Raw genomic sequence first — 26,052 nt, forward strand, 5'->3', positions numbered from 1 at the left:
ATGGCCACCACCATCAAGGACGTCGCACGCGTGGCCGGGGTGTCCGTCGCCACCGTCTCGCGCGCCTTGAACGGCCACGCGAACGTGACCGCGCCGACCCGTGCGCACGTGATGGGCGTCGTCGCGCAGCTGCGCTTCGTACCGTCCAGCGCGGCGCAAAGCATGATCACGCGCCGCACCCACACCGTCGGTGCGCTGTTGCCCGACCTGCACGGCGAGTACTTCTCCGAGCTGATCCGCGGCATCGACCTTGCCGCCCGCGCGCGCGGTCTGCACCTGCTGGTGTCGAGTTCGCACGGCGACGCGGCCGAGGCGGCGGCTGCGCTGCGCGCGATGAACGGCCGGGTCGACGGGCTGCTGGTCATGTCGCCCCACGTCAGCGCCGATTTCCTGTGGGGCAACGTCGCCGACGACCTGCCCGCGGTACTGATGAACACGCACGTCGCCGGCGGCGCGCACTCGTCGTTCGCGGTCGACAACCACGGCGGCGCCTACGCGATGGTGCGCCACCTGGTCGAGCGCGGCCACCGCGATATCGCGTTCGTCGCCGGCCCGGAAAGCAACTTCGAGGCGCAGGAGCGCCTGCGCGGCTACCGCAGCGCGCTCGCCGATCTCTTGCCCGGCATGGCCGAGCGCGTGCTGCAGGGCGACTTCACGCAGGACTCCGGATTTCGGGCCGGCAGCCAGGTCGTCGCCCTGACGCAGCGTCCGAGCGCGGTCTTCGCGAGCAACGACATGATGGCGATCGGCTGCCTGTCGGCGCTCAACGAGGCCGGCGTGAACGTGCCCGACGACATCGCGCTGGCGGGCTTCGACGACGTGCCCGTCAGCCGCTACATCAACCCGCCGCTCACGACCGTGCGGGCCCGCATCACCGAACTCGGCGGGCTCGCGCTCGAACGCCTCGCCTCCGAGATCGAGGAGGCCGCGCCCGGCGTGCCGCTGCACCAGACCTTGCGCGCCGACCTGGTCGTGCGCCAGTCCACCGCCCGACCCGACACCTGAGCGCTTTCGCCCCGTTCCGCCATCAGAACCGGAGATCCACGGCCGAACGGTTTCTTCCACTGACAGAGCTTTCTAACCACAAAGGCCGACCATGAGACAAGACCCCCGATTCCAGTTCCGCGCACTCGCCGTCGCAGCGATGCTCGCCATGTCACTTCCCGCCGCAGCGCAGCTCAGCAGCGCCACCATACGCGGCGACGTGACCGCCGACGCCAAGGCCCAGGGCGGCGCGGCGATCGTCGCGACCAACGTCGCGACCGGGCAGACCACGCGCACGACGAGCCGCGCCGACGGCAGCTACACGCTGGTCGGGCTGGCGCCGGGCAGCTACAAGATCACCATCAACGCCCCGGGCTTTGCGCCGCAGACCATCGACCTGACGGTACTGGTCGGCCAGACCGTCGACCTCGACCTGCCTCTGGCGCGCGCCGGCGCCACTCAGTTGAACACGGTGACCGTGGTCGGTTCGCAGACGATCGACCGCAAGACCTCGGAAGTCGGCACCAGCGTCACCTCGAAGCAGATCGAGGCCTTGCCGCAGAACAGCCGCAACTTCCTCGCATTCGCCGACCTCGCGCCCGGCGTGCGGCTCGACACCGACCCGAAGACGGGCCAGGTCACGCTGCGCGGCGGCGCACAGAACCGCGACAACACCAACGTGTTCATCGACGGCGTCGGCCAGAAGAACTACATCCTGCGCGGCGGCGTGTCCGGGCTCGACTCGACCCGCGGCAACCCCTTCCCGCAGTCGGCGATCGGCGAGTACAAGGTGCTGTCGTCGAACTACAAGGCCGAGTTCGACCAGGTGAGCAGCACCGCGATCACCGCGATCACCAAGTCGGGCACCAATGAGTACCACGGCGACGTGTTCGTCGACCGCACCGGCACCAACTGGCGTGCCTACTCGCCGTTCGAGAAGATTGCCAAGGATCAGGGCGTCGACCGTCAGTCAAGCTCGGCGTACCAGTACGGCTTCAGCCTCGGCGGGCCGATCAAGAAGGACGTGGCGCACTTCTTCCTCGCCTACGAGGGCAAGAACATCGACGACTCGCGTTCGGTGATCCCGCAGCGCAGCGACCTGGTCCAGGACCGCTCGGCCGGCCTGTTCCCGTCGCTGTTCGGGCAACAGGGCTCGACCGTCGACAAGTTCAAGGAAGACCTGCTGCTCGGCAAGCTCGACTTCATCGTGTCGGACGAACACAAGCTGATCCTGACGACCAAGATCCGCCGCGAGACCGACAAGGTGCCCGAAAGCGCGACGGTCAGCGTGCCTGGCAACGACAAGGCCCGCAGCAACGACGAAACCCGCATCGACCTGAAGCACGAGTGGTCGCGCGGCGACTTCTTCAACGAAGCGCGGATCGGCTACGAGGACTACCGCTGGAATCCGCACTCCAGCGCCACGACACCATTCCTGAAATACAAGATATCGCAAAGCAACACGCTCGCCGGCTCGTCCGATTTCCTGTGGACCGGGGGCTCGCCGGATGCGCAGAACCGCCAGCAGAAGGCCTGGAACTTCCAGGAAGACCTGACCTACACCGGGGTCCTGCGCCACACGATCAAGGGCGGCTTCAAGTTCAAGGACGTGACCTTCAACCTGTCCGGCACGCCCAACAGCGTCGACACCGTCGAGGCCGTCCTGGACAACCTCACCGGCCTGCCGTACTACGACGCCGCCACCCGCAACTGCACCACCGTGGCGGGTGCCGCCTCGGGCGCACCGATCGCGAGCGTCAGCGACACGGCCTCGTGCCACCAAGCGTTCGCCGTGCCGGGCTCGACGTTGAACTACAAGAACAAGCAGTTCGGCATCTACATCCAGGACGACTGGGCCGTCACCAACAAGCTGGAACTGAACGCCGGCATTCGTTGGGACTACGAAACCAACATGCTGAACGACAAGTACGTGACGCCGGCCGATCGCGTGGCCGCGCTGTTCTCGCTCGAACCGCAAGCCGGCGGCGTCTCGACCGGGCGCGGCGCGTCGCCGGCCGGCATCCCGGTGGCACCGGGGCAGACCTACGACCAGTCGCTCGCGCTCGGCGGCATCAACATCCGCGACTACATCGCCAACGGGTCGAGCCGCAAGGCCTTCAAGGGTGCGTTCCAGCCGCGCATCGGCTTCTCGTACGACATCAACGGCGACCAGGACGCGGTGCTGTTCGGCGGCTTCGGGCGCGCCTACGACCGCACCATCGCCAACCACATGCTCGACGAGCTGCAGAAGAACGGCGTGCCGAACGGCGAGATCTGGCTGATCAAGAACGACCACAAGATGCCGTACACCGACCAGTTCAGCCTCGGTCTGCGCAAGGGGCTGATGGGCTGGAACGGCGAGGTCGGCGTGAGCTACGTGCGCGGCTACAACCAGTTCAACTGGTTCGGGGGCAATCGTGACCCGCAGGGCGGCTGGGGCAACCAGTCGCCCATCGATCCGCTGTGGGGTGGGCCGCAAGGCTACGGCACGGTGATCCTGGGCGACTTCATCACCCAGACCAAGAGCTCGTCGATCTACTTCAAGCTGGACAAGCCCTACACCCGTTCTTCGGGCTGGGGTGTCGCGGCGACCTACACCTACACCGACGCGAAGACCACCAACAAGGAGTGGACCGACGACATCTTCAACTGGACCTATGGCCGGTCGACCTCGGGGTACAACCCATCGAAGGACGTCGAGCGGCACCGCATCGTCGCGACCGCGGTCACCGATCGCATCCTCCCCTGGGGCATGCTGATCTCGGGCAAGATGACGCTCGGCTCGGGCCTGCCTTACCGGATCACCGACTGCTCGAAGGGATTCGACACGGCCAACGGTCAGGCAGGTTGCGTGTCGGTGGCGGGTGACTCGCCGACCTTCCGTCAGTTCGACCTGACGATCGCGAAGGACGTGCCGCTGGCCGGCGGCCAGCTGACCTTCCGGCTCGACGTGATCAACTTGTTCAACACGACGAATTACAAGGGCTTCGACGAGTGGGGCGGTGGCCCGGGCAATCCGCAAAACTACCTGGGCGGCGACAATGCCCACCTCGGCGTGCCCAACGACATCCAGAGCCCGATGCGCACCGTGAAACTTTCAATGCGTTACGCGTTCTGACGCGGAGCCCGCGGCCATGGGGCCGCGATGATCGGGGCGGGCATCTCCCGGTGTCCGCCCGACTCCTGCCTGATTCTCTCAATGCCCGACCTGTCCCGACGCCGACTGCTCGCCTGGGGGGGCTCCGCCCTTCTCGGCGGGCTCGCCGGCTGTGAATCCATCTCGCGGCTGCCGATCCTGCGCAGCCCGGTCTACGACACGACGGCGGTGGATGCGGCGTCGGGCGCCGCGCAGCCGGTCGAGCCGCCGGCCATCGCCGCACGCACCGCGCTGCCGCCGCTGTTCGAGACGATCGAGCGCCGCACCTTCGACTTCTTCTGGTCCACCGCCAACGCCGCCAACGGCATGGTACCGGACCGCTACCCCAGCCCGTCGCCGGCCAGCATCGCCGCGATCGGCTTCGCGCTGACGGCCTACGTGATCGGCGCGGACCGCGGTTTCGTCACGCGCGAGCAGGCCCGCGAGCGGGTGCTGACGACGGTGCGCTTCTTTCGCAACGCGCCGCAGGGCCCGCAGGCGCGCGGCACCACCGGCTACAAGGGCTTCTTCTATCACTTCCTCGACATGAAGACGGGGCAGCGCGCGCCGAAGAGCGAGCTGTCGACCGTCGACACCGCGCTGCTGATGGGCGGCATGCTGCATGCCCAGGCGTTCTTCGACGGCGAGCACCCGGACGAGGTGGCGATCCGCGACGGCGTCGATCAGATCTACTGGCGGATCGACTGGAAATGGGCGCAGGTCCGCGGCCAGTTGATCAGCATGGGCTGGAACCCCGAGAAGGGCTTCATCCCGCACGACTGGAACGGCTACAACGAGGCGATGCTGGTCGTGCTGCTGGCGCTCGGCTCGCCGACCCACCCGGTCGAGGAGGGCGCGTGGAGCGCCTGGTCCGAGAGCTACCGCGGCACCTGGGGCCGCTTCATGGGCTACGAGCACCTGAGCTTCGCGCCGCTGTTCGGCCACCAGTACTCGCACGTGTGGATCGACTTCCGCGGCCTGCAGGACGCGACGATGCGCCAGCGGGGCATCGACTACTTCGAGAACACGCGCCGCGCGGTCTACGCGCAGCGGGCCTACGCGATCGCCAATCCGAACGGCTGGTTCGAGTACGGCGCCAACGTCTGGGGCTTCACCGCCTGCGACGGCCCGGGCACGATGCGCCAGTTCGACCGCAACGGCCGCATGCGCGGCTTTCTCGACTATTCCGCACGCGGCGCGGGGCGCGCCCACACGGTGGACGACGGGACGATCGCGCCGACCGCAGCAGTTTCGTCGCTGCCCTTCGCGCCCGAGATCGTGATCCCGGCGGTCGAGGAGATGCACGCCCGCTACGGCTTCTACATCTTCCAGAAGTACGGCTTCCTCGATTCGTTCAACCGCAGCTTCACGGCGACCGAGGCGCGGCTGACCGATGGCCGGGTCGATCCCGGCTTCGGCTGGATCGCGAACGACTACCTGGGCATCGACCAGGGCCCGATCCTCGCGATGATCTGCAACTACCGCAACGAACTGGTCTGGGACGACATGCGCAAGTGCCTGCCGATCCGCCGCGGCCTGGAGCGCGCCGGGTTCAGCGGCGGCTGGCTGTCCAAGCCCAAGCCGACCTGAGATGCGAATCGCGCGACGCACTGCGCTGCAGGGCCTGGGCGCGTTGGCGCTCGGTGGTGCCCTGGCCGGCTGCGGGCGGCGCGACGATTCCGCAGGCCCGCTGCACTTCTGGGCGATGGGGCGCGAGGCCGAGGTCGTCGCCGAGCTGCTGCCGGCATTCCACGCCCGCCATCCCGGCATCCGGGTCATCGTGCAGCAGCTGCCGTGGACGGCCGCGCACGAGAAACTGCTGACGGCCTACGCCGGCGATGCGCTGCCCGACCTCTGCCAGCTCGGCAACACCTGGCTGCCCGAGTTCACCGCGCTCGATGCGCTGGAACCGCTCGACGCGCTCGCCGCATCGGCCGGCATCGATCGCGCCGACTACTTCGCCGGCATCCTCGACACCAACGTGATGCCGACCGCGCGCGGCGCCCAGCTGTTCGGCCTGCCCTGGTACGTCGACACGCGCCTGCTGTTCTACCGCACCGATCTGCTGCGTGCGGCCGGCCATGCGCGCCCGCCGCAGAGCTGGGCCGAGTGGACGGACGCGATGGGGGCGATCAAGGCGCGCGGCGGCGCGAACACCTTCGGCGCGCTGATGCCGCTGAACGAGCCGGACCCGCTGTTCGCGATGGCCCTGCAGCAAGGTGCCTTGCTCGCGGACGACGACACGCGCGGCGCGTTCTCGAAGCCGGCGTTCCGCCGCGCCCTCGACTTCTACGCCGGCATCTTCCACCAGGGCCTCGCGCCCGCGATGACCGACACGCAGATCTCGAACGTCTGGGACGAGTTTGCGCGCGGCATGTTCACGTTCTATGTGAGCGGGCCGTGGAACATCGGTGAGTTCCGGCGGCGCCTGCCGGCCGCCGTGCAGGGTCACTGGGCGACCGCGCCGCTGCCGGGGCCGGACGGTCCGGGCGTGTCGACCGCGGGCGGCTCCAGCCTGGTGCTGTTCAAGGGGAGCCCGCGCAAGCAGGCCGCCTGGCAGCTGATCGAGTTCCTGAGCCAGCCCGAGACGATGCAGCGCTTCCACGCGCTCACCGGCGACCTGCCGCCGCGGCGCAGCGCGTGGCGCGCGCCGGCGCTTGCCAACGACCGGCCGTCGCAGGCCTTCGCGCAGCAGCTCGAGCGGGTGCGCGCGGCGCCGAAGATCCCCGAGTGGGAGCGCATCTTCCAGGAGATGCAGCAGACGGCGCAGCGCGTCGTCCAGCGCACGCAGAGCGCCGAGGCCGCGACGGCGCAGCTCGATGCGTGGGTCGATGCGCTGCTCGAGAAGCGGCGCTGGCTGCGTGCGCGCGCGGTGGCTGCGAAATGAGGAAGGTCGGCGCCGTCGGCTGGGCGCTGGCCGCGCCCGCGCTCGTCGTGATCGCGGTGTTCTTCGCGGTGCCGGTCGCCGCCGGCCTGGCGCTCAGCCTGACCGACTTCGACCTTTACGCGCTCGCCGATCTCTCGACGCTGCGCTTCGTCGGCCTGCAGAACTACGCGCGGCTGCTGCAGACGCCGCTGTTCTGGCAGGCGCTGGGCAACACGTTCTACTTCGTCGTCGTCGGCGTGCCGGTGTCGATCGGCCTGTCGCTCGCGGCGGCGCTGCTGCTGAATGCGCGGGTTGCGAAGTGGCAGCCGTTCTTTCGCACCGCGCTGTTCGCGCCGGTGGTCACCACAGTGGTCGCGGTCGCGGTGATCTGGCGCTACCTGCTGCACACGCGCTACGGCCTGATCAACCAGGGGCTCGCGTCGCTCGGCATCGACCCGATCGACTGGCTCGGCAACCCGCACTGGTCGATGCCGGCGATCATCCTGTTCGCGGCGTGGAAGAACTTCGGCTACAACATGATCATCCTGCTGGCCGCGCTGCAGGCCGTGCCGCGCGAGATGTACGAATCGGCGCGCGTCGACGGTGCCGGGCCCTGGCGCCAGTTCGCCGACCTGACATTCCCGATGCTGACGCCGACGCTGGTGATGGTCGGCATCATGACGATCTCCGGCTACTTCCAGCTCTTCGCCGAGCCGTACGTGATGACGCAGGGCGGACCGCTGCGCAGCACCGTCAGCGTCCTGTACTTCATGTACGAGGAAGGCTTCCGGTGGTGGAACCTCGGCAATGCGAGCGCGGTCGCGTTCCTGCTGTTCGTCGTGATCTTCGCGGTCAGCTGGGTGCTGCTGCGCTTCGACCGCGACCCGACGGGGGCGACGTCATGAACGCGCGCTGGGCGATGTGGGTGGTGAACGGCCTGCTCTGCGGGTTGGCCTTCATCGCGTTGTTCCCGCTGCTGTGGATGCTGTCCGTGTCGTTCATGCCGGCCGGCGCGTCGAGCACGCTGCCGACACCGATCCTGCCGACGCAGATCACGCTCGACAACTACCGCCAGCTGTTCGGCAGCATCGGCATGGGCCGCTACTTCGCCAACAGCCTCGCGCTGGCCCTGCTGTCGAGCGTCATCTCGGTCAGCTTCAACGTGATGGCCGGCTACGCGTTCGCGAAGCTGAAGTTCCGCGGCCGCGACGCGATCTTCAAGACGCTGCTCGGCGCGCTGGTGATCCCGGGGCAGGTCGCGATGCTCCCGCTGTTCCTGATGCTCAAGCCGCTCGGGTTGATCAACACCTACGCCGGCGCGGTGGTGCCGATGATGGCCAGCGTGTTCGGCATCTTCCTGGTGCGCCAGTTCGCGCGCGGCATCCCGGACGACCTGCTCGAGGCGGCGCGCATCGACGGCGCGAGCGAGTGGCGCATCTTCCTGACCATCGTCGTGCCGGTGCTGACGCCGGTGCTCGCGACGCTGGCGATCTTCTCGTTCCTCGGCAGCTGGAACGACTTCATGTGGCCGCTGATCGTGCTGACCGACGACTCGCTGCACACGCTGCCGGTCGCGCTCGCCGGCCTGTCGCGCGAGCACGTGCAGGACAACGAACTGATGATGGCCGGCTCGGTCGTGACGATTCTGCCCGTGCTGGTGGTGTTCCTCGCGCTGCAGCGGCACTACATGGCGGGGCTGATGGCCGGGAGCGTGAAGGGATGATGAAGCCGCTGTTCGTGGCGGGCGCGTTCGCGGCCGCGACGCTCGCCCACGCGCAAGACCGCGTTCTCGACGATTTCGAGAACCCGGCGGCCTGGACGGTCAGCGCGACCGACGATGTGAAGGCCGCGCTGCGCGCCGTCGACGCCCCGCATGGCAAGGCGCTGTGCATCGACTTCGACTTCGGCCACGTCACCGGCTACATCAGTGCGCAGCGCGCGTTGCCGATCGAGTACCCGGCGCGCTACGAGTTCAGCCTGGACGTGAAGGGCGACGCGCCGCGCAACGCGCTGCAGTTCAAGCTGGTCGATGCCAGCGGCGAGAACGTCTGGTGGGGACAGCGGCCGGAGTTCCGCTTCCCGCACGAGTGGCAGACGTTGAAGTTCCGCCAGCGGCAGATCGAGTTCGCGTGGGGGCCGACCACCGACAAGGCGCTGCGCCAGACCGCGTCGATCGAACTGGTGATCGCCTCCGGCAGCGGCGCGGGCCAGGGCACGGCGTGCTTCGATCGCCTGACGCTGCGGCAGCTGCCGGACGTCGCGCCGCCGATTCCAGCAGCGTTGCTGCGCGCCGACGGCCTGAGCGTCGACTACGGCATCGCGCGCGAGTTCGGCGCACTGGCCGTGCGCTGGCGGGCCGGTACGGCGCCGGCGCGCTACGACATCGAGCTGTCCGACGACGGCGTGCAGTGGCGGCGCGTGCGCCGCGTCGAGCGCGCCCGCGGCGACGTGCAGGCGCATTGGCTGCCCGAATCGGAGGCGCGCTTCGTGCGTGTCGTGCCGGCGGCCGACAGCCGCGCCGCACTGGCCGCGATCGAGCCGCGCGACGCGCCGACCGCCAATGCCTTCTTCATGCAGCTCGCGAAGGACGCGCCGCGCGGCCACTACCCGCGTGCCTACGTGGGCGAGCAGTCGTACTGGACCGTCCTCGGCGTCGACGGCGCGCGCGTCGCGTCGCTGCTGAGCGAGGACGGCGTGCTGGAGCCGGTGCCGGGCGCCGGCGGATTGGAGCCGTTCCTGGTCGCCGACGGCCGCGTGCTGAGCTGGGCCGACGCCCGGATCAGCCACTCGCTGCGCGACGGCGATCTGCCGATGCCCGCGGTGCACTGGACGATCGGCGACCTCTCGCTCGACGTCGAGGCGTTCGGCAGCGGCACGCCCGACGCGGCGCAGGCGCTGGCGGGCTACACCGTGCGCAACCGCGGCAAGGCGGCGCGCACCGTGACGCTCGCGCTCGCGTGGCGGCCGTTCCAGGCGAACCCGCCGACGCAGTTCCTGGCCCATCCCGGTGGGGCGAGTGCGATCGAGTCGATCGGGTGGAACGGGCAGGCGTTGTCCGTCAATGACGCACCGCGCGTCCAACCGCTGGTGGCGCCGAGCAGCGTTCAACTCGAACCCTTGGCCGCCGGCGCGACCGCATGGCTGCCTGGCGCCGCGGGCGAGCGTTCAGGCATGAGCGAGCGGCGCGTCGTCGACGACGCGGGATTCGCGAGCGGCGTGCTGCGCTACGAGCTCCGGTTGCGCCCCGGCGAATCGCGTCGGATTGCCGTTGCGTTGCCGGTCAGCGGCCGGCCCGTCGCCCCGACGCTCGCGGCCTTCGCGGCCGAGGAACGACGCGTGGCGGCCCGATGGCGCGAGCGCCTCGATCGCGTGCGCATCTCCGGCCCGGGCGAGGTGGCCGACGTGGCCGCGACGCTGCGCACCGCCCTCGGCCACATCCTCGTCAACCGCAGCGGTCCCGCGCTGCAGCCCGGCGCGCGTGCGTATTCGCGCTCGTGGATCCGCGACGGTGCGCTGACCTCCGCGGCGCTGCTGCGCCTCGGGCACGACGCCGAGGCGCGCGCGTTCCTGCAGTGGTTCGCGCCGTTCCAGTTCAAGAGCGGCAAGGTGCCGTGCTGCGCCACCGTCCGCGGCGCCGACCCGGTGCCCGAGAACGACAGCGACGGCGAGTTCGCCTTCGCGGTCGCCGACCTGTGGCACCACACGCACGACGAGGCCACGGCGCGCGCGCTGTGGCCGAACGTGCGCGCCGCGATCGGGCACATGGAGACGCTGCGCCAGAGCGAGCGCACCGAGCGGAACCGGACGCCCGGGCGTGCCGCCTACTTCGGCCTGATGCCGCCGTCGATCAGCCACGAGGGCTACTCCGACAAGGCCGCGTATTCGTACTGGGACGACTTCTGGGCGTCGATCGGCTACCGCAGCGCCGTCGAACTCGCGCAGGCGCTGAACCTGCCCGACGACGCGAAGCGCATCGCCGCGCAGCGCGACGAGTTCAACGCCGATCTCGCGAGTTCGCTCGCTGCCAGCACCAGCTTCCACCGGATGGACGTGCTGCCCGGCGCGGCCGACCGCGGCGACGTCGATCCGACGTCGAGCACCGTCGCGCTCAGCCCCGGCGGGCTGCTGGGCACGCTGCCGGACGCGCTGGTGCGCAACACCTTCGAGCGTTACTGGCGGGACTTCCAGGCGCGGCAGAAGAACGAGGCCGCCGGCATCCGCCACGGCGACGGCGCCTACACGCCCTACGAGTGGCGCAACGTCGGCGCGCTGGTGCGGCTCGGCCAGCGCGAGCGGGCGTTGCAGGCCATGGACTATTTCTACCGCGATCGCCGCCCGGCCGGCTGGAAGCAGTGGGCCGAGGTGGTCCTGCGCGAGCCGCGCGAGCCGCGCTTCCTCGGCGACATGCCGCACGGCTGGGTCGCGTCCGACCAGATCCGTTCGGTGCTCGACCTGTTCGCCTACGAGCACGAAGGCCGGCGTGCGCTGGTGCTCGCGGCCGGCGTGCCACAGGCGTGGCTGGCCGGCCCGGGCCTGAAGATCGACGGCCTGCGCACGCCGTACGGCGCACTCGGCTGGCAGGCGCGTGCCCGCACCGCGGCGGGCCGGACGACGATCGCGTTCGCGCTGAAGCCGCTCCGCGACTTTCCGCCCGGCGGCATCGAGCTGCGCGGGCCCTGGCCGGCGAACGCGCGCGTCACGGTGGACGGTCGGCCGGTCGCCACCGCGGCCGACCGCATCGCGCTGCCGCGCGCGCCGGCGCGCGTGCAGATCGACTTTCCCGCGTCGACCGCGGCGAGGTGACCGATGCCGAAACGACGTGTGCTGATCGGAATGACCGCTGCGGCAGCGCTGCTGCCGGGTTGCGCGGCGACCGGGCCGCCGCTCGCCGGCGAGCAGACGCGGACCTTCACCGGCGTGATCCGCAAGTCCGTCGAATGGCGCTACCTCGTGTGGATGCCCGAGGCCGCGGACCGCCCGGCCGCCGGCTGGCCGCTGTTGATCTTCCTGCACGGCTCGGGCGAGCGCGGCACCGACCTCGCGCGGGTCAAGGCCCACGGCCCGCCGAAGTACGCGGCGGCCGGGCGCCGCTTCCCGTTCGTGCTGGTCGCGCCGCAACTGCCCGAAGAGCGGCAATGGGACCCGGACGCGATCGAGGCATTGCGCGCCGACCTGGTCGCGCGCGGGCCGATCGACCCCGATCGCGTGCTGCTGACCGGCATGAGCCTGGGCGGCCACGGCACCTGGGACTACGCCGTCGAATACCCCGACCGGCTCGCGGCGATCGCGCCGGTCTGCGGGAGCGGCGTACCCAGCCTGGCGACGAGGCTGGCGCGGCTGTCGGTCTGGTCGTTCCACGGTGCGCTCGACGACGTGGTGCCGATCGCGCCCGACCGCCTGATGATCGACGCCGTGCGCGCTGCCGGCGGTCGACCGAAGTTCACGGTCTACCCCGACGTGGGCCACAACGCCTGGGACCCGGCCTATGCCGACCCGGCGCTGTACGACTGGCTGCTGGCCCAGCGCCGCGCGCAGCCGGCACGCGGCTGAGCTCGCCGCCGGCACGGGGCTCAAGTCCCCGTTCGGCTCGCCGATAAACCGGGCACCACCCGTATGCACCACACCGCCATGCCCCGCCGTGCCCTCATCGCCATCCTCCTTGCCAGCAGCGTGCTGGCGGGGTGCGACATGCTCGGCGGCGCGCTCGGGATCGAATCGCCCGAGAAGGTGGCCGCCGCCCGCGAGGCCGACGGCAAGGCGATCGGCGGCGCGTGCCGCCACGCCGGTCGGGCGATCGAGGATTGCTACGCGCTGAACAAGAAGGCTGAGAAGGCCGCGGTGTTCGCCGGCTGGCGCGACATGAACGACTACATGCGAGAAAACAAGATCGACCCGGTTCCACCGCAGCTCGTGACGCAGGTCGCCGGGGCGAAAGCCGCCGTGGTCGAGACCGAGGACGCCGGGCGCGACGCGCCGGCCGCCGACAAGCCGGGCGCGAAAGCCGAGGGCGCCGCCAAGCCGCGTGCCCGCGCCAGCGCCAAGGCACACGACTCCTGATCTGCAGTCCGTCGCACGCTCGTGCAGTTCGTCGCGCCGCGCGTGACGTGACGGGCGCAAGGCGGCAAATTCGCGTTGTCCGATCCCTCCCGGAGACGCCATGAACTCACCTGCATCACCGCTGCTGCGCTACCTGCTGACGCTGGTCGTGGCGGCCATTGCCGCGCTGTTGCTGACCGCCGCTCCGGCGCGCGCCGACGACGGCGTCCGCTTCTCGTGGTTCGGCAGCGGCGACCGCGTCGCCGGTTCGGGCACGCCCGGAACCGAGTCGCGCGTCGTGAGCGGCTTCCAGGCGATCGCGCTGCGCTCGTCGATGAAGCTGGTGCTGCGCCAGGGCAGCCGGGAAGGCATCGAGCTGCGCGCCGACAACAACCTGTTGCCGCTGATCGAGACGCGGGTCGTCGACCATCGCGGCGTACCGACGCTGGAGATCGGCGTGAAGAAGGGCACCAGCGTGTCGACGAACACCCCGATGACGGCGACGATCGACCTCGTGACGTTGCGTTCGTTGTCCATCCACGGCTCGGGCGACGTGGTCGGCGACGCGTTGAAGACGCCGGGCCTCGCGGTCTCGATCAGCGGCTCGGGCAACGTGCGCCTGAAACAGCTGGCGGCCGACGAAGTCTCCGCCCGGATCTCGGGCAGCGGCGACATCGCGTTCGCCGGCCGCACGGGCAAGCTGTCCGTCGCCATCTCGGGCAGCGGCGATGTGGACACGCGCGACCTGCAAGCAGACGACGTGACGGTCAGCGTGGCCGGCAGCGGCGATGCCGACGTCAACGCGCGCAAGACGCTGAACGTCTCGATCGCCGGCGTCGGTGACGTGAAGTACAGCGGCGATGCCGTCGTCAAGTCCTCCATCTCCGGCCACGGCCAGGTCACCAAGAAGTAGCCCGCGCGCACTCATAGGACAATCGTCCGAATGAGTGAGGAAGTTCTGCGGCGCCCGATCTGGCGCCACCCGGAGTTCGCGCGCGGCTCGCGCGACATGGTCGGCGTGTCGCTCGGCATCGCCGCCTGGGGCCTGGTGACGGGCGTCGCGATGGCCAAGAGCGGCATGCCGCTGCCGCTGTCCATCCTGATGTCGCTGCTGGTGTTCGCGGGCAGCGCGCAGCTCGCGGCGCTGCCGCTGATCGTCTCGGGCGCGCCCATCTGGATGGTCTGGGCGATCGCGCTGTGCGTGAACCTGCGCTTCGTGATCTTCAGTGCCCAGTGGCGGCCGTACTTCGCGCACCTCCCCAGGTGGCAGCGCATGCTGCACGGCTACTTCACGGCCGACCTGAACTACGTGGTCTTCATGTCGCGCTTCCCGGAGCCGCGGCCTTCACCGGAGCAGCGGCCCTACTTCTGGGGCGGCGTCGCGACCAACTGGCCGTCGTGGCAGTTCCCGACCCTGGCCGGGCTGCTGCTGGCCGATTCGATCCCGACCGAATGGGGCTTCGGCTTCGCCGGCATCCTGGCGCTGCTCGGGCTGATGTACTCGCTGCTGACCGACCGCGCGAGCTGGGTCGCGGCCGGCGTGGCCTGTGCCGCGGCCGTCGCGACGGTCGCGCTGCCGCTGAAGCTGAACGTCGTCGTCGCGATCGCCGCGGCCGTGGCGATCGGGCTGCTGATGGACCACGTCACGCCGACCGAGGCGAAGCCGGTGGAGGACAACACATGAGCACCTGGGAGACGGTGCTGGCGATCCTCGGGCTGACGGTCATCACGGTCGGTACGCGCGGCTTCTTTCTCTACCCCGATCGCGAACTGCCGCTGCCTGTCTGGCTGAAGCAGGGCCTGCGCTACGCGCCGCTGGCCGCACTCGCGGCGGTCGTCGCGCCCGAGGTCCTGATGACGCAAGGCCACCTGATCACGACCTTCAGGGACGCGCGCCTGTATGCCGTGCCCGCCGCGACCGCGTACTTCTTCTGGCGCCGTGGCATCCTCGGCACCATCGTCACCGGCACGCTGGTGATGGTGGCGCTGCGCATCGGTCTCGGCTGGTGAGAGCCGCGCCGCAACCCCTTTCATCGACTACCGACACACGACCATGAACGTCCTCCGATTCGAAGACCTCGTTGCCCAGGGGAAGGCCGCCGGCCGGCGCGTCTTCATCCGCGCCGACCTGAACGTCCCGCTGGACGACGCGGGGCGCATCACCGAAGACACCCGCATCCGCGCGTCGATCCCGTGCATCGAGCTCGCCGTGAAGGCCGGCGCGGCGGTGATGGTGACCTCGCACCTGGGCCGCCCGACCGAGGGCGCGTTCAAGCCCGAAGACTCGCTCGCCCCGGTCGCCCGGCGCATGGGCGAGCTGATGGGCCGCGAGATCCCGGTCGTTTCCAATTGGACCGACGGCGTCGACGTGAAGCCCGGCCAACTCGTGATGCTCGAGAACTGCCGCGTCAACCCGGGCGAGAAGAAGAACGACGAGGGTCTGTCCCGCAAGATGGCCGCGCTGTGCGACATCTTCGTCCACGACGCCTTCGGCACCGCCCACCGCGCCGAGGCCTCGACCTACGGCATCGCCCAGTACGCGCCGATCGCCTGCGCCGGCCCGCTGCTGGCGGCCGAGATCGACGCGATCACCAAGGCGCTGGCGAACCCGAAGCGCCCGCTGGTGGCGATCGTCGCCGGCAGCAAGGTCTCGACCAAGCTGAGCATCCTGCAGGCGCTGGCCAAGAACGTCGACCAGCTGATCGTCGGCGGCGGCATCGCCAACACCTTCATGCTCGCCGCGGGCCTGCCGATCGGCAAGAGCCTGGCCGAGCCGACGCTTCTCGACGACGCCAAGGCGGTGATCGCCGCGATGCAGGCGCGCGGCGCCGCGGTGCCGATCCCGACCGACGTCGTGACGGCCAAGGAGTTCAAGGCCGACGCGGTCGCGACCGTCAAGGCCGCGGCCGACGTGGCGCCCGACGACCTGATCCTCGACATCGGGCCCGAGACCGCGAAGCGCCTCGCCGAGCAACTGATGAAGGCCGGCACGATCGTCTGGAACGGACCCGTAGGCGTGTTCGAGTTCGACGCCTTTGCCGGCGGCACCGAAGCCATCGCCCGCGCCATCGCGAAGAGCGACGCCTTCAGCATCGCCGGCGGCGGCGACACGCTGGCGGCGATCGCCAAGTACGGCATCGAGAAGGACGTGGGCTACATCTCTACCGGCGGCGGCGCCTTCCTCGAGGTGCTGGAGGGCAAGACGCTGCCGGCGTTCGAGATCCTGCAGAAGCGCGCGGCCGCATAACAATCATTCCCGCGTGCCGCGCCTGTAATCGCGCGGTAACCGCCGGGCGCTCCGATAATCCGCCGACCAGAACAATACGGAGACTCCGCCCATGCCCCGCGCCACCAAGATCGTCGCCACCCTCGGCCCCGCGTCCAGCTCACCCGAGGTGCTGGAGCGCATGATCCGCGCCGGTGTGGACGTGGTGCGGATGAACTTCTCGCACGGCAAGGCGCAGGACCACATCGACCGCGCGACGCTGGTGCGCGAGATCGCCAAGCGCTGCGGCAAGGAGGTCGCGATCATGGCCGACCTGCAGGGGCCGAAGATCCGCGTCGGCAAGTTCGACGGCGACAAGACGATGCTTGTGGTCGGCCAGTCGTTCGTGCTCGACGGCGCGACCACCGCGCTGGGCACCAACGAGCGCGTCGGTCTCGACTACAAGGAGCTGCCGCGCGATGTGCGCGCCGGCGACATCCTGCTGCTCAACGACGGCCTGCTGAAGCTCGTGGTCGACGCGGTCCGCGGCGACGAGGTCCACACCACCGTCGTCGTCGGCGGCGAGCTGTCGAACAACAAGGGCATCAACAAGGCCGGCGGCGGCCTGACCGCGCCCGCGTTGACCGCGAAGGACATGGACGACATCAAGACCGCGATGAGCTTCCAGTGCGAGTACCTCGCGGTCAGCTTCCCGAAGACTGCGACCGACATGGAGATGGCGCGCCAGCTCGCCAACGTGGCCGGCGAACCGTGGCGCCACAAGCCGCAGCTGATCGCGAAGATCGAGCGCAGCGAGGCGATCCCGGTGCTCGACCAGATCCTGAAGGCGAGCGACGGCATCATGGTCGCGCGCGGCGACCTCGCGGTCGAGGTCGGCAACGCCGCGGTGCCGGCACTGCAGAAGCGCATGATCAAGATGGCGCGCGAGATGGACCGCGTGGTCATCACCGCAACGCAGATGATGGAGTCGATGATCGTCAACCCGGTGCCCACCCGCGCCGAGGTCAGCGACGTCGCCAACGCGGTGCTCGACGGCACCGACGCGGTGATGCTCAGCGCCGAGACCGCGGCCGGCAAGTACCCGGTCGAGACGATCGAGATGATGGCCAGCATCTGCGTCGAGGCCGAGAACGCCGAGGAGATCGCACTCGACGCGAGCTTCACCAACAAGACCTTCGCGCGGATCGACCAGTCGATCGCGATGGGCGCGCTGTTCACCGCCTACCACCTGGGCTGCAAGGCGATCCTGGCGCTGACCGAATCGGGCTCGACCGCGCTGTGGATGAGCCGGCACCGCATCCACGTGCCGATCTACGGCCTGACCTCGCAGGTGCGCAGCCAGCGCCGCATGGCGCTGTACCGCAACGTCACGCCGATGCTGATGCCCAACTTCAGCGACCGCGACCAGGCGCTGGCCGAGGCCGAGGCGCTGCTGGTGCAGAGCGGCGTGCTCAACCCCGGCGACACCTACGCGATCACCTGCGGCGAGCCGATGGGCCACCCGGGCGGCACCAACATGCTCAAGGTCTGCCGGGTGGCGTGACCCGCGCCACGCGGGTCGGTCAGTCGAGCTTAACCGAAATGCCGGTGACGAACAGGGTGTCGCCCTTCTTCAGGCCGGCACCCGGGTCGCTGTTGTAGCGGTAGTTCAGACCGGCGGTCAGGCTCAGCGCGTTGGTCATCGCGACCGACAGGCCCGAGTCGAACACCCCGCGGTAGCCGCCGCCGCTGCGCAGCGCCGGGTACAGCGAGAGCTTCTGGTGGAAGCTGGTCGTCTCGGTCCACTGGTGGCGCGATTCCTCGGCCAGCAGCGCCTCGGCGCGGCCGTAGCGGCTGCGGAATCCGCCGTTCACGTCCGCCGGGTCGACGTACCGGTCCTCGGTGTAGCCGAGGCCGGCCGAGAGGTCGAAGGTCAGCGTGTCGGTCTTGACCACGTGCCGGCCGACGCCGCCGAACAGTGACGCGCGGGACGACACATTGGCGGGCTTGTCGCGCAGGAAGTCGGCCTTGCCGAAGCCGAACCACGCGGGCGTGATGTCCTGGTCGTACTGCGTGCCCAGGGCCAGGTTCTCGACCGTCGTGACGCCGTCGGTGCGGCCCCAGTTCGCCTTGCCGCCGAGCTGCCACTTGCTGTCGGCGGTGGCGCGCACCGCGTCGCCGCTGAGGTTGACGCTGGACGCGCTGGTGTTGCCGGAGGCGTAGCTCGCCCCCGCGCCGAAGGCGGAACGGAACTGGCCGTCGGGCTTGATCGTGGCCTGAGCCTGCGCGAGTGCGAGTGTCGGCGCGAGGAGCAGCAGCGCCGTGAGCGGAAAGGCGGGACGAAACATCATGGGGATTCCTTCGGTCGAACTGCAAAAGCGGTCGAGGCTACAGAGGCCGCTGCCGCGCGTATGTAGGACCGCAGGCAGCGTGTGTGGCGTGAACCGGCCGCGCCACAATGCGGCATGACCGCGACCGACTCGACCCCGACGCTGACCCTCACCGACATCCAGGCCGCCGCCGAGCGCCTGCGCGGCGAAGTGATCGACACCCCGTGCATGCCCTCGCGCACGCTGTCCGCGCTGACCGGCTGCGAGGTGTTCCTCAAGTTCGAGAACCTGCAGTTCACCGCGTCGTTCAAGGAACGCGGCGCGCTCAACAAGATGGCGCAGCTGACGGCCGCCGAGCGCGCCAGCGGCGTGCTCGCGGTCTCGGCGGGCAACCACGCACAGGGCGTGGCCTATCACGCGCAGCGCATGGGCATTCCGGCGACGATCGTGATGCCGCGCTTCGCGCCGGCGGTGAAGGTCGAACGCACGCGCGGCTTCGGCGCCACCGTGGTGCTCGAGGGTGACACGTTCGACGATGCCCGCGCGCACGGCCTGCAGCTCGCTCAATCGCGCGGGCTGACGCTGGTGCACCCGTACGACGACCTGGCGGTGATCGCCGGGCAGGGCACGATCGGCCTGGAGATGCTGGCGCAGCAGCCGTCGATCGACACGTTGGTGGTCGCGATCGGCGGCGGTGGCCTGATCTCGGGCGTCGCGACCGCGGCGCGCGCGCTGCGGCCCGACATCGAGGTCGTCGGCGTGCAGACCGAGCGTTTCCCCGCCGCGTGGAACGCCAAGCACGGCCAGTCGCACGAGAGTGGGCAGGCGACGATCGCCGACGGCATCGCGGTCAAGTCGCCGGGCGCGCTGACCGTGCCGTTGATCAAGCAGCGCGTCGACGACATCGTGCTCGTCAGCGAGGACGACATCGAGCAGGCGATCCTGATGCTGCTCGAGATCGAAAAGACGGTGGTCGAGGGGGCCGGTGGCGTCGGCCTGGCCGCCTTGCTGAAGCATGGCGATCGTTTCAAGGGCCGCAAGGTCGGGCTGATCCTGTGCGGCGGCAACATCGAGCCGCTGGTACTGGCCGAGATCATCGAGCGCGGCATGGTCAAGTCCGGGCGCCTCGCGCGGTTGCGCTTCGACGTGCGCGACGTGCCCGGCGCGCTGGCCGACGTCGCGACGCTGCTCGGCAAGCTCGGCGCGAACATCGACGAGGTCCAGCACCAGCGCGCGTTCACGTCACTGTCGGTGGAGCGGGCGCAGATCGAGGTCGTGGTGCAGACGCGCGGCGTCGCTCACATCGAGCAGATTCTGGTCGCGATGCGGGGGCAGGGCTACCACGCCGAGCGAATCGGATAGCCCGCGCGGAGCGGTCGGTTGCAGGGTGCTCGGTACAATTCGCCGAGTTACGGCGCAGTTTCACGCCGGCCCCACTCATCGCTCACAGGAGACTGCCATGCTCGTTTCGTTGCGTCAGCTGTTGGACCACGCCGCCGAGAACGGCTACGGCATTCCGGCCTTCAACGTCAACAACCTGGAGCAGGTGCAGGCGGTCATGACCGCGGCCGACGAGGTCGGCGCGCCGGTCATCCTGCAGGCCAGCGCCGGCGCGCGCAAGTACGCCGGCGAGCCGTTCATCAAGCACCTGATCCTCGCGGCCGTCGAGCAGTGGCCGCACATCCCGCTCGTGATGCACCAGGACCACGGCCAGAGCCCCGAGGTCTGCAAGGGCGCGATCGAGCTGGGCTTCAGCTCGGTGATGATGGACGGCTCGCTGCAGGCCGACGGCAAGACCATCGCGAGCTTCGACTACAACGTCGACGTGACCCGCAAGGTCGTCGACATGGCCCACAAGCTCGGCGTCACCGTCGAGGGCGAGCTCGGCTGCCTGGGTTCGCTCGAGACGATGAAGGGCGACAAGGAGGACGGCCACGGCACCGAGGCCACGATGACCCGCGACCAGCTGCTGACCGACCCGGAAGAGGCGGCCGAGTTCGTCAAGCGCACCCAGCTCGACGCGCTCGCGATCGCGATCGGCACCAGCCACGGCGCCTACAAGTTCACCCGCAAGCCGACCGGCGACATCCTCGCGATCGACCGCATCAAGGACATCCACAAGCGCATCCCCAACACGCACCTGGTGATGCACGGCTCCAGCAGCGTGCCGCAGGACCTGCTCGCGGTGATCCGCGAATACGGCGGCAACATGAAGGAGACCTACGGCGTGCCCGTCTCCGAGATCCAGGAGGCCATCAAGCACGGCGTGCGCAAGATCAACATCGACACCGACGTGCGCCTGGCGATGACCGCGGCGATCCGCAAGTTCTTCGCCGAAAACCCGGAGAAGTTCGACCCGCGCGACTACCTCAAGCCGGCCCGCGAGGCGGCCAGGAAGATCTGCCGTCAGCGCTATGTCGAGTTCGGCTGCGAAGGGCAGGCGGGCAAGATCGAGGCGCAGACCCTGCCGCAGGTCGCGCAGCGCTACGCGGCCGGGGAGCTGGCGCAGACCGTCGTCTGACCTCGCAGCGCTTCGCGCCGAGCCCTTCGAGACCCCGCCCCGGCGGGGTCTCGTTCTTGGGGCGTGCAGTCGTGTGCGAAACGCGCGACGACAATGCAAACAATATTGAAAGAAATCGTTGCGGCGCTGTCGGCCGCGCATGATCCGGTGCCCCCGGAGGCGCGCGGACCGGCTCCCTACAATTTGAGCCTCCCCTCCACGCGTTTCCAGGCGTGCCTCGCGGCACGAACCGACCATGCTCCACGACCTGACCGCCACGCCTCCGCTGCTCGAAACCAGTCTGCATTCGCTGCCGCTGCTGGCGCGCGGCAAGGTGCGGGACAACTACGCGGTCGGTACCGACCGCATGCTGATGGTCGCCACCGACCGGCTCAGCGCGTTCGACGTGGTGATGGGCGAGCCCATTCCCGGCAAGGGCGCCCTGCTGACCGCGATGGCGATGTTCTGGTTCGCGCACCTCGAAGGCATCGTGCCGAACCACCTCACAGGTGACGATCCGCTGAGCGTCGTCGCGCCCGACGAGCGCGAGCAGGTGCGGGGCCGCTCGATGCTGGTCAAGCGCCTCAAGCCGCTGCCGATCGAGGCGGTGGTGCGCGGCTACCTGGCCGGCAGCGGCTGGCAGGAGTACCAGAAGAGCCAGTCGGTCTGCGGCGTCGCGCTGCCGCCGGGGCTGAAGAACGCCTCGAAGCTGCCGGCACCGATCTTCACGCCCGCCACCAAGGCCGAGATGGGCGATCACGACGAGAACATCGACTTCGCGCGCATGACCGAGATCGTCGGCCCGGCCCTCGCGAACCAGGTGCGCGACACCGCGATCAAGCTCTACACCGCCGCCGCCGCGCTCGCCCTGACCAAGGGCATGATCATCGCCGACACCAAGTTCGAGTTCGGCCTCGACGCCGATGGCACGCTGGTGCTGATGGACGAGGTGCTGACGCCCGACTCCTCGCGCTTCTGGCCGGTCGAGGGCTACGCCGAAGGCAGCAACCCGCCGAGCTACGACAAGCAGTTCGTGCGCGACTGGCTCGAGCAGGTCCGCGTCGACGGCCAACCGTGGGGCAAGCGCCCGCCGGCCCCGGCACTGCCGGCCGCAGTGATTGCACAGACCGCCGGCCGCTACCGCGAAGCCCTGGAACGGCTCACCACATGAAATCGCGCCTCCTGAGTCGACTCGACAACGACATCAGGGAGGCGTCCCACCCCCTTGCCGCCGACAGCCTGCGCTGCGAACGCGCGGCCTACCTGGCCCGGCTCGGCGATTTCGACGAAGCGCGGCGCGAGATCGCGGCGCTGCGCGAGCGCTACGGCCCGCAGCCCAGCACCGCGATCAGCGCCTGGCTGCATCTGGCCGAGGCGCTGGTCGGCCACTACACCGATCTCGGGCCGGCCGTCCGTGACAAGCTGGCGCGTGCCCATGCGCTGAGCGCCGCTGGCGGGCTCAAGCCGCTGCAGGCGCTCAGCGCGGCCTGGCTCGCGCACCTCGACTACCTGGCCATGGATGCGACGGCGCTGGTGCGGCGTGCCTCCGAGGCGCTGTCGCTGGCCGAGGCCGACCACCACGCGGCGCTGGCCCGGGTCAAGCTGGTGATCGCGCAGGCGTACCACGAGGCCGGCCGATACGACCGGGCCCAACCCTGGTACCAGCAGGCGCGCCGCCATGCGACCGCCGACGGCGACGACGCGACCTTGAGCGCGATGATGTGGAACATGGCCTCGTTGCGCGTGGCCGCCTGGCGCCAGCTGGCGGCGCGCGGCACGCCAGGAGCCGACAGCGAGATGCACCTGCTGCTCGGCGCCGAATCGACGGCCCATTTCGACGCGATGGTCGGCGTGCGCAGCCTCAGCGCGCTGCAGCCGATCCTGCGCGCGCAGGTGTGCGCGCTGCTCGGTCGCGTCGACGAAGCGCTGGCGCTGTTCGAGGCGCATCTGGACGATTCGCTGCGCCAGGGCATGGAGCCGGTCGCCGGCATCCTGCTGGCCGACCGGGCCTGGTGCCGGTTGCAGGCGCGGCATGCGGTCTCGGCACGCGCCGACGCGACCGCCGCGGCGGCGGCACTCGACCGGCCCGGCTGCGCCTGCGACCGCGCTCCCGGCCACACCCGTCTGGCGCAGGTGTTCGAGGCGCTGGGCGATTCGGCGGCCGCCCGACGCCAGCATGCGCTGGGGGCCGCAGCGTGGTCGGACCTCGAGAACGACCAGGCCCGCCTGATCGCGGCGCTGGACGCCGCCGCGTTCGTCCCGGGCTGAGATCGCACCCGGGGCCGCGGCGCCGGCGTCAGAACAGCGTCATGCTGAGCTTGCGGCGATAGCCGTCGACGACCGGGTCGGCGGGCGTCACCGCCGCCTGGCCGGCCAGTTCCAGCTTGCCCTTCGGCGCGGCGGCGGCCTCGGCCTTGGTCGGCGCCGGCTTGGTCATCAGCTCGAGGATCGCGACGAAGGTCTTGCGCGCGAGTTCGTCCTTCCAGGCCTTGTCGCGCATCAGGATCTCGAGCAGCTCGTCGAGCGCCTGGGTGAGGCGCTGGGCCGCGAAGTGGCCTTGCGCGAGCTCGAAGCGCGCGTCGAAATCGCGCTTGTTGGCGGCGATCGCGGCGGCGAGCTGGTCGGGCGAGCGCGCTGCGCCGGCCTGTTCGCAGGCCTCGAGCCAGCGGCCCGCGGCGGCCAGGCGCGCGTCGAGCATCACCTTGGTCGCGACCGGCTCGTAGGCGCGGCGCGCTTCCTCGATGCGGCCGGCGCCGAGCAGCGCGCGCAGGTAGTCGTAGCGGGCGGCGTCGTTGCCGGGGTTGACGGCGACCGCCTCCTGCAGCTTCTCGAGCGCGCTGTCGGTGTCGCCATCGGCCAGCAGCGCCTGCGCCTCCTCGACGTCCTCGGCCGCCGCGACTGCCTCGCTACTGGGCACGTGCTTGTCGAGGAAGGCGCGCACCTGCGCCTCGGGCAGCGCGCCGACGAAGCCGTCGACCGGCTGCCCGCCCTTGAACAGCACGCAGAACGGGATGCTGCGCACGCCGAACATCTGCGACAGCTGGCCGGCGATCTCGGGCTGCTCGTCGGAGTTGAGCTTGGCCAGCACGAAGCGGCCCCCGTAGTCGGTCTCGAGCTTCTCCAGCACCGGGCCGAGCGACTTGCACGGGCCGCACCACGGGGCCCAGATGTCGAGCAGCACCGGCTGCTGCATCGAGGCGGTGATCAGGTCGGATTCGAAGTTCTGCAGCGAAATGTCTTGCATGGCGGGAGGTTCCGGAGCGGCGGCACGAGGCGGGGAGATGGCGCCGCGCCGCCTACAATTCAAGTTCATCAGCACCTGGAGCGAGCCTTGAGCAGCGCCCCCGTGGTGGTCGGCGTGGTGATGGGTTCCAGCAGCGACTGGGACACCCTGCGCGCGGCCACCGAGATTCTCGCCGAGTTCGGCATCGCCCACGAAGCCCGCGTCGTCTCGGCCCACCGCATGCCGGACGAGATGTTCGCGTACGCCGAGCAGGCTGCGCCGCGCGGCCTGAAGGCGATCATCGCCGGCGCCGGCGGCGCCGCGCACCTGCCCGGCATGCTGGCCGCCAAGACCACCGTGCCGGTGCTCGGCGTGCCGGTCGCGAGCCGGCATCTGCAGGGTGTCGATTCCCTGCACTCGATCGTGCAGATGCCCAAGGGCATCCCGGTCGCGACATTCGCGATCGGGATCGCCGGCGCCGCGAATGCGGCGCTGTTCGCGGTCGCGATGCTGGCCAACGAGGATCCGGCGCTGCGCGCGAAGCTCGATGCCTTCCGCGCGCGCCAGACCGACGCCGCGCGGGCCATGTCGGCCGAGCTGAAATGAGCGCTTCATTCATCGCGCCGGGCGCAACCCTGGGCGTCATGGGCGGTGGTCAGCTCGCCCGCATGTTCGTGCACGCCGCGCAGCGGCTCGGCTACGCGACCGCGGTGCTCGATCCGGATCCCGACAGTCCGGCCGGGCTCGTGTCGCACCACCATATCCGGGCCGACTATCTGGACGGGAATGGCCTCGACGAACTGGCCGAACTGAGCGCGGCCGTGACGACCGAGTTCGAGAACGTGCCGGCGCAGGCGCTGGCGCGGCTGGCCGAGCGGCGCCCGGTCGCGCCGGCGGCGGCGGCCGTCGCGATCTGTCAGGACCGCGCAACCGAGAAAGCCCACTTCGCCCGCAGCAACGTGCCTTGCGCGCCGTACACCGTGCTGGCCGGCGTCGGCGAGCTGGTCGGTGTGCGCGGCGACTTGCTGCCGGGCATCCTCAAGACCGCGCGCCTGGGCTACGACGGCAAGGGCCAGGTGCGCGTCGGCACGCGCGCAGAGTTGTCGTCGGGCTGGGCGGCGCTCGGCAGCGTCGCCTGCGTGCTCGAGAAGATGCTGCCGCTGGCGCACGAGATCAGCGTGATCGTCGCGCGCGGTGCGGATGGCGCGCTGGTGAATCTGCCGGTCCAGCAGAACCTGCATCGCGACGGCGTCCTCGCCGTGACGCAGGTGCCGGCGGCGGCCGTGCCGGCCGACGTGCAGCAGCGTGCGGCGGCCAGTGCGCGGCAGATCGCCACGGAACTCGGCTATGTCGGCGTGCTGTGTGTCGAGTTCTTCGTGTTGCGCGACGGCAGCCTGATCGCCAACGAGATGGCGCCTCGCCCGCACAACTCCGGCCACTACAGCATCGACGCGTGCGACATCTCGCAGTTCGAGCTGCAGGTGCGCGCGATGACCGGCGCGACGCTGCCCGAGCCGCGCCTGCATTCGCCGTGCGTGATGCTCAACCTGCTCGGCGACCTGTGGTTCGACGACCAGGGCGGGGAGCGCCCGGCCGGTCCCGACTGGGCGTCCGTGCTCGCCCTGCCCGGCGTGCACCTGCACCTGTACGGCAAGTCGCAGGCCCGCTCCGGCCGCAAGATGGGCCACCTGACGGTCACCGCGTCCAGTCTCGAGGCGGCCGACGCCGTCGCGCGCGAGGCCGCGGTGCGTCTCGGCATCGAGGGCTGGTAG

General features: G+C 70.0%; 22 protein-coding genes. 20 read left to right on the forward strand and 2 right to left on the reverse strand.

The genetic code is table 11. The annotated features are described in order from the left end of the window. The 14 genes from ACWH49_RS13345 (at position 1) to pyk (ending at position 17,791) form a co-directional block, all read left to right on the forward strand. Positions 1-1,005, forward strand: coding sequence for a LacI family DNA-binding transcriptional regulator (locus ACWH49_RS13345; RefSeq protein ID WP_448171889.1), 1,005 nt, complete (start codon positions 1-3; stop codon positions 1,003-1,005). A gap of 91 nt (positions 1,006-1,096) precedes the next feature. After that, entirely contained in the window at positions 1,097-4,102 is a 3,006-nt protein-coding gene (locus ACWH49_RS13350) for a TonB-dependent receptor (protein WP_448171890.1), read from the forward strand. A gap of 81 nt (positions 4,103-4,183) precedes the next feature. Then, the gene (locus ACWH49_RS13355) at positions 4,184-5,710 is read left to right on the forward strand and encodes a glucoamylase family protein (RefSeq protein WP_056472876.1); all 1,527 of its coding nucleotides are present in this window, start codon (positions 4,184-4,186) and stop codon (positions 5,708-5,710) included. 1 nt (position 5,711) lies between these two features. Further along, the gene (locus ACWH49_RS13360; protein WP_448171891.1) at positions 5,712-7,007 is read left to right on the forward strand and encodes a sugar ABC transporter substrate-binding protein; all 1,296 of its coding nucleotides are present in this window, start codon (positions 5,712-5,714) and stop codon (positions 7,005-7,007) included. Further along, positions 7,004-7,891, forward strand: a complete 888-nt coding sequence (locus ACWH49_RS13365; protein WP_448171892.1) for a carbohydrate ABC transporter permease — start codon at positions 7,004-7,006, stop codon at positions 7,889-7,891. The genes ACWH49_RS13360 and ACWH49_RS13365 overlap by 4 nt, the downstream gene beginning before the upstream one ends. Beyond that, a complete protein-coding gene (locus ACWH49_RS13370; protein ID WP_448171893.1) occupies positions 7,888-8,709 on the forward strand; it encodes a carbohydrate ABC transporter permease in 822 nt (273 codons plus the stop codon). The genes ACWH49_RS13365 and ACWH49_RS13370 overlap by 4 nt, the downstream gene beginning before the upstream one ends. After that, on the forward strand, positions 8,709-11,789 hold the full coding sequence (locus tag ACWH49_RS13375) for a hypothetical protein (protein WP_448171894.1): 3,081 nt from the start codon (positions 8,709-8,711) through the stop codon (positions 11,787-11,789). Before ACWH49_RS13370 ends, ACWH49_RS13375 begins: the two co-directional genes overlap by 1 nt. A gap of 3 nt (positions 11,790-11,792) precedes the next feature. Further along, positions 11,793-12,536: a carboxylesterase family protein gene (locus ACWH49_RS13380; protein ID WP_448171895.1), complete on the forward strand. Its 744-nt coding sequence runs from the start codon at positions 11,793-11,795 to the stop codon at positions 12,534-12,536. Between the two features lie 78 nt (positions 12,537-12,614). Then, on the forward strand, positions 12,615-13,043 hold the full coding sequence (locus tag ACWH49_RS13385; protein ID WP_448171896.1) for a hypothetical protein: 429 nt from the start codon (positions 12,615-12,617) through the stop codon (positions 13,041-13,043). Between the two features lie 100 nt (positions 13,044-13,143). Next, positions 13,144-13,935 carry a head GIN domain-containing protein gene (locus ACWH49_RS13390; RefSeq protein ID WP_448171897.1) on the forward strand — a complete coding sequence of 264 codons (792 nt, stop codon included), beginning with the start codon at positions 13,144-13,146 and terminating at the stop codon, positions 13,933-13,935. Between the two features lie 30 nt (positions 13,936-13,965). Beyond that, entirely contained in the window at positions 13,966-14,706 is a 741-nt protein-coding gene (locus ACWH49_RS13395; RefSeq protein WP_056472894.1) for an AzlC family ABC transporter permease, read from the forward strand. Further along, positions 14,703-15,032: an AzlD domain-containing protein gene (locus ACWH49_RS13400; RefSeq protein ID WP_448171898.1), complete on the forward strand. Its 330-nt coding sequence runs from the start codon at positions 14,703-14,705 to the stop codon at positions 15,030-15,032. The genes ACWH49_RS13395 and ACWH49_RS13400 overlap by 4 nt, the downstream gene beginning before the upstream one ends. A 43-nt stretch (positions 15,033-15,075) precedes the next feature. Continuing rightward, positions 15,076-16,269, forward strand: a complete 1,194-nt coding sequence (locus tag ACWH49_RS13405) for a phosphoglycerate kinase (RefSeq protein WP_448171899.1) — start codon at positions 15,076-15,078, stop codon at positions 16,267-16,269. A 91-nt stretch (positions 16,270-16,360) separates the two neighbouring features. Then, a complete protein-coding gene (gene pyk / locus ACWH49_RS13410) occupies positions 16,361-17,791 on the forward strand; it encodes a pyruvate kinase (RefSeq protein ID WP_448171900.1) in 1,431 nt (476 codons plus the stop codon). A gap of 19 nt (positions 17,792-17,810) precedes the next feature. Here the strand turns inward: pyk and ACWH49_RS13415 are convergent, their stop codons facing one another. After that, the gene (locus ACWH49_RS13415; RefSeq protein WP_056460558.1) at positions 17,811-18,578 is read right to left on the reverse strand and encodes a DUF481 domain-containing protein; all 768 of its coding nucleotides are present in this window, start codon (positions 18,576-18,578) and stop codon (positions 17,811-17,813) included. 114 nt (positions 18,579-18,692) lie between these two features. On the opposite strand from ACWH49_RS13415, the gene ACWH49_RS13420 reads away from it, so the two are divergent. From ACWH49_RS13420 to ACWH49_RS13435, 4 genes are all read left to right on the forward strand, one after another. Then, a complete protein-coding gene (locus tag ACWH49_RS13420) occupies positions 18,693-19,919 on the forward strand; it encodes a threonine ammonia-lyase (RefSeq protein WP_448171901.1) in 1,227 nt (408 codons plus the stop codon). Positions 19,920-20,016: 97 nt separating this feature from the next. Then, positions 20,017-21,078 carry a class II fructose-bisphosphate aldolase gene (gene fba / locus ACWH49_RS13425; RefSeq protein WP_448171902.1) on the forward strand — a complete coding sequence of 354 codons (1,062 nt, stop codon included), beginning with the start codon at positions 20,017-20,019 and terminating at the stop codon, positions 21,076-21,078. A 235-nt stretch (positions 21,079-21,313) separates the two neighbouring features. After that, positions 21,314-22,228, forward strand: a complete 915-nt coding sequence (locus ACWH49_RS13430; RefSeq protein ID WP_448171903.1) for a phosphoribosylaminoimidazolesuccinocarboxamide synthase — start codon at positions 21,314-21,316, stop codon at positions 22,226-22,228. Next, positions 22,225-23,325: a hypothetical protein gene (locus ACWH49_RS13435; protein WP_448171904.1), complete on the forward strand. Its 1,101-nt coding sequence runs from the start codon at positions 22,225-22,227 to the stop codon at positions 23,323-23,325. Before ACWH49_RS13430 ends, ACWH49_RS13435 begins: the two co-directional genes overlap by 4 nt. A 28-nt stretch (positions 23,326-23,353) precedes the next feature. On the opposite strand, the gene ACWH49_RS13440 is transcribed toward ACWH49_RS13435, so the two are convergent. Next, the gene (locus tag ACWH49_RS13440) at positions 23,354-24,301 is read right to left on the reverse strand and encodes a tetratricopeptide repeat protein (protein WP_448171905.1); all 948 of its coding nucleotides are present in this window, start codon (positions 24,299-24,301) and stop codon (positions 23,354-23,356) included. Between the two features lie 120 nt (positions 24,302-24,421). Between ACWH49_RS13440 and purE the strand changes: the two genes are divergently transcribed. Both purE and ACWH49_RS13450 read left to right on the forward strand, forming a co-directional pair. Then, positions 24,422-24,886 carry a 5-(carboxyamino)imidazole ribonucleotide mutase gene (gene purE, locus ACWH49_RS13445; RefSeq protein WP_056462942.1) on the forward strand — a complete coding sequence of 155 codons (465 nt, stop codon included), beginning with the start codon at positions 24,422-24,424 and terminating at the stop codon, positions 24,884-24,886. Then, entirely contained in the window at positions 24,883-26,052 is a 1,170-nt protein-coding gene (locus tag ACWH49_RS13450) for a 5-(carboxyamino)imidazole ribonucleotide synthase (RefSeq protein WP_448171906.1), read from the forward strand. Before purE ends, ACWH49_RS13450 begins: the two co-directional genes overlap by 4 nt.

Source organism: Rhizobacter fulvus (genome assembly GCF_964020785.1).

Excerpts from the sequence above, each read along its gene's own strand:
- ACWH49_RS13345 (WP_448171889.1), top strand. The coding sequence starts at position 1 with ATGGCCACCACCATCAAGGACGTCGCACGCGTGGCCGGGGTGTCCGTC.
- ACWH49_RS13350 (WP_448171890.1), top strand. The coding sequence starts at position 1,097 with ATGAGACAAGACCCCCGATTCCAGTTCCGCGCACTCGCCGTCGCAGCG.
- ACWH49_RS13355 (WP_056472876.1), top strand. The coding sequence starts at position 4,184 with ATGCCCGACCTGTCCCGACGCCGACTGCTCGCCTGGGGGGGCTCCGCC.
- ACWH49_RS13360 (WP_448171891.1), top strand. The coding sequence starts at position 5,712 with ATGCGAATCGCGCGACGCACTGCGCTGCAGGGCCTGGGCGCGTTGGCG.
- ACWH49_RS13365 (WP_448171892.1), top strand. The coding sequence starts at position 7,004 with ATGAGGAAGGTCGGCGCCGTCGGCTGGGCGCTGGCCGCGCCCGCGCTC.
- ACWH49_RS13370 (WP_448171893.1), top strand. The coding sequence starts at position 7,888 with ATGAACGCGCGCTGGGCGATGTGGGTGGTGAACGGCCTGCTCTGCGGG.
- ACWH49_RS13375 (WP_448171894.1), top strand. The coding sequence starts at position 8,709 with ATGAAGCCGCTGTTCGTGGCGGGCGCGTTCGCGGCCGCGACGCTCGCC.
- ACWH49_RS13380 (WP_448171895.1), top strand. The coding sequence starts at position 11,793 with ATGCCGAAACGACGTGTGCTGATCGGAATGACCGCTGCGGCAGCGCTG.
- ACWH49_RS13385 (WP_448171896.1), top strand. The coding sequence starts at position 12,615 with ATGCCCCGCCGTGCCCTCATCGCCATCCTCCTTGCCAGCAGCGTGCTG.
- ACWH49_RS13390 (WP_448171897.1), top strand. The coding sequence starts at position 13,144 with ATGAACTCACCTGCATCACCGCTGCTGCGCTACCTGCTGACGCTGGTC.
- ACWH49_RS13395 (WP_056472894.1), top strand. The coding sequence starts at position 13,966 with ATGAGTGAGGAAGTTCTGCGGCGCCCGATCTGGCGCCACCCGGAGTTC.
- ACWH49_RS13400 (WP_448171898.1), top strand. The coding sequence starts at position 14,703 with ATGAGCACCTGGGAGACGGTGCTGGCGATCCTCGGGCTGACGGTCATC.
- ACWH49_RS13405 (WP_448171899.1), top strand. The coding sequence starts at position 15,076 with ATGAACGTCCTCCGATTCGAAGACCTCGTTGCCCAGGGGAAGGCCGCC.
- pyk (WP_448171900.1), top strand. The coding sequence starts at position 16,361 with ATGCCCCGCGCCACCAAGATCGTCGCCACCCTCGGCCCCGCGTCCAGC.
- ACWH49_RS13415 (WP_056460558.1), bottom strand. The coding sequence starts at position 18,578 with ATGATGTTTCGTCCCGCCTTTCCGCTCACGGCGCTGCTGCTCCTCGCG.
- ACWH49_RS13420 (WP_448171901.1), top strand. The coding sequence starts at position 18,693 with ATGACCGCGACCGACTCGACCCCGACGCTGACCCTCACCGACATCCAG.
- fba (WP_448171902.1), top strand. The coding sequence starts at position 20,017 with ATGCTCGTTTCGTTGCGTCAGCTGTTGGACCACGCCGCCGAGAACGGC.
- ACWH49_RS13430 (WP_448171903.1), top strand. The coding sequence starts at position 21,314 with ATGCTCCACGACCTGACCGCCACGCCTCCGCTGCTCGAAACCAGTCTG.
- ACWH49_RS13435 (WP_448171904.1), top strand. The coding sequence starts at position 22,225 with ATGAAATCGCGCCTCCTGAGTCGACTCGACAACGACATCAGGGAGGCG.
- ACWH49_RS13440 (WP_448171905.1), bottom strand. The coding sequence starts at position 24,301 with ATGCAAGACATTTCGCTGCAGAACTTCGAATCCGACCTGATCACCGCC.
- purE (WP_056462942.1), top strand. The coding sequence starts at position 24,422 with ATGGGTTCCAGCAGCGACTGGGACACCCTGCGCGCGGCCACCGAGATT.
- ACWH49_RS13450 (WP_448171906.1), top strand. The coding sequence starts at position 24,883 with ATGAGCGCTTCATTCATCGCGCCGGGCGCAACCCTGGGCGTCATGGGC.